Source organism: Microbispora sp. NPDC046973 (genome assembly GCF_040644495.1).
Taxonomy (GTDB): Bacteria; Actinomycetota; Actinomycetes; order Streptosporangiales; family Streptosporangiaceae; genus Microbispora.
On the sequence record NZ_JBEYWQ010000085.1, the window covers coordinates 1 to 1,265 of the forward strand.

The 1,265-nt window shown below is 67.9% G+C and carries 1 protein-coding gene; it reads right to left on the minus strand.

What is annotated here, in order from left to right; genetic code table 11:
• Window positions 1-1,199 (minus strand): condensation domain-containing protein (locus tag ABZ860_RS42805; RefSeq protein WP_357232610.1); only part of this gene is annotated, 1,199 nt, incomplete at its 3' end.
• Window positions 1,200-1,265: the final 66 nt, after the last annotated feature.

The window sequence follows — 1,265 nt, forward strand, 5'->3', positions numbered from 1 at the left end:
ACAACCAGATCGTCCTGGCCGCTGTATTTGCCCAGCAGCACCGCGTACGCCGCCAGCAGCGTCATGAACATCGTGGACGACTGCTTCCGGGACAGCTCCCGGAGCCGGGCCGTGACGTGTGAGTCGAGGTGGAAGCTGATGGCCGCTCCGGTGGTGGAGCGCACCGGGGGCCGGGGGTGGTCGGTGGGCAGTTCCAGTACGGGCGGGTCGGCCAGCTGGTTCCGCCAGTAGTCGAGCTGTTCGTCCAGCACCGGTCCGGTGAGCCAGTCGCGTTGCCAGACGGCGAAGTCGGCGTATTGCACCGTTAGTGGCGGCAGGGGGTTGGGCCGGCCGTCTCGGGAGGCTTCGTAGAGTTCCACCAGCTCGCGTAGGAAGATCTTGGCGGACCATTCGTCACTCACGATGTGGTGCATGGACAGGGCGAGGATGTGCTGGTCGTCGGCCAGGCGCAGCAGGGTGGCGCGGATCAGCGGCCCGGTGGCCAGGTCGAACGGGGTGGCAGCGTCGGCGGCCACCCAGGCGCGGGCCGCCTCCTGTGGATGGTCATGACCCGTCAGGTCCACCATGGGCAGGTCGAACCGGGTGGGTGGGTCGATGACCTGCCACGGGATGCCGTCGTCATCGGCCACCAGACGCGTGCGCAGCACCTCATGCCGCTCGACCAGAGCGTCCAGCGCGGCGTGTAGCGCGGCCAGGTCCAGTCGCTCGGGCAGGTGGATCGGGGTGGAGATGACGTATTCGGCCGATCCGGGGTCGAGCTGGTCGAGGAACCACAGGCGTTGCTGGGCGAACGACAGCGGCAGTTTCCGCTCGCGTGAGACCGGCACGATCGGCGGCGGAGCCTCGCTCGCCGTGCCGGTGTCGATGACGGCGGCCAGTTCACCGACAGTCGGATGGTCGAAGATCGCGGCGACGCCGGTGTCGGTCCCGAGGGCGGCGCGGATCCGCGTGATGACCTGAGTGGCGAGCAGGGAATGGCCGCCCAGATCGAAGAAGTTGTCCGTGACCCCCACACGATCGAGACCGAGCAGGTCGGCCCAGATGCTCGTCAGCAGTTCCTCGGTCGGTGTACCGGGCGCGACGAACTCCGTCGCCAACACCGGACGTACACCCTCGAGCGTGGGCAGCGCCGCGCGGTCGATTTTGCCGTTGGGGGTGAGGGGGAAGGCGGTGAGTTCGATGAACGCTGAGGGGATCATGTGGCTGGGGAGGCTTGTTTGGAGATGAGCGCGCAGTTCGCTGGTTGAGGGAGCCTCTCCCGGCAC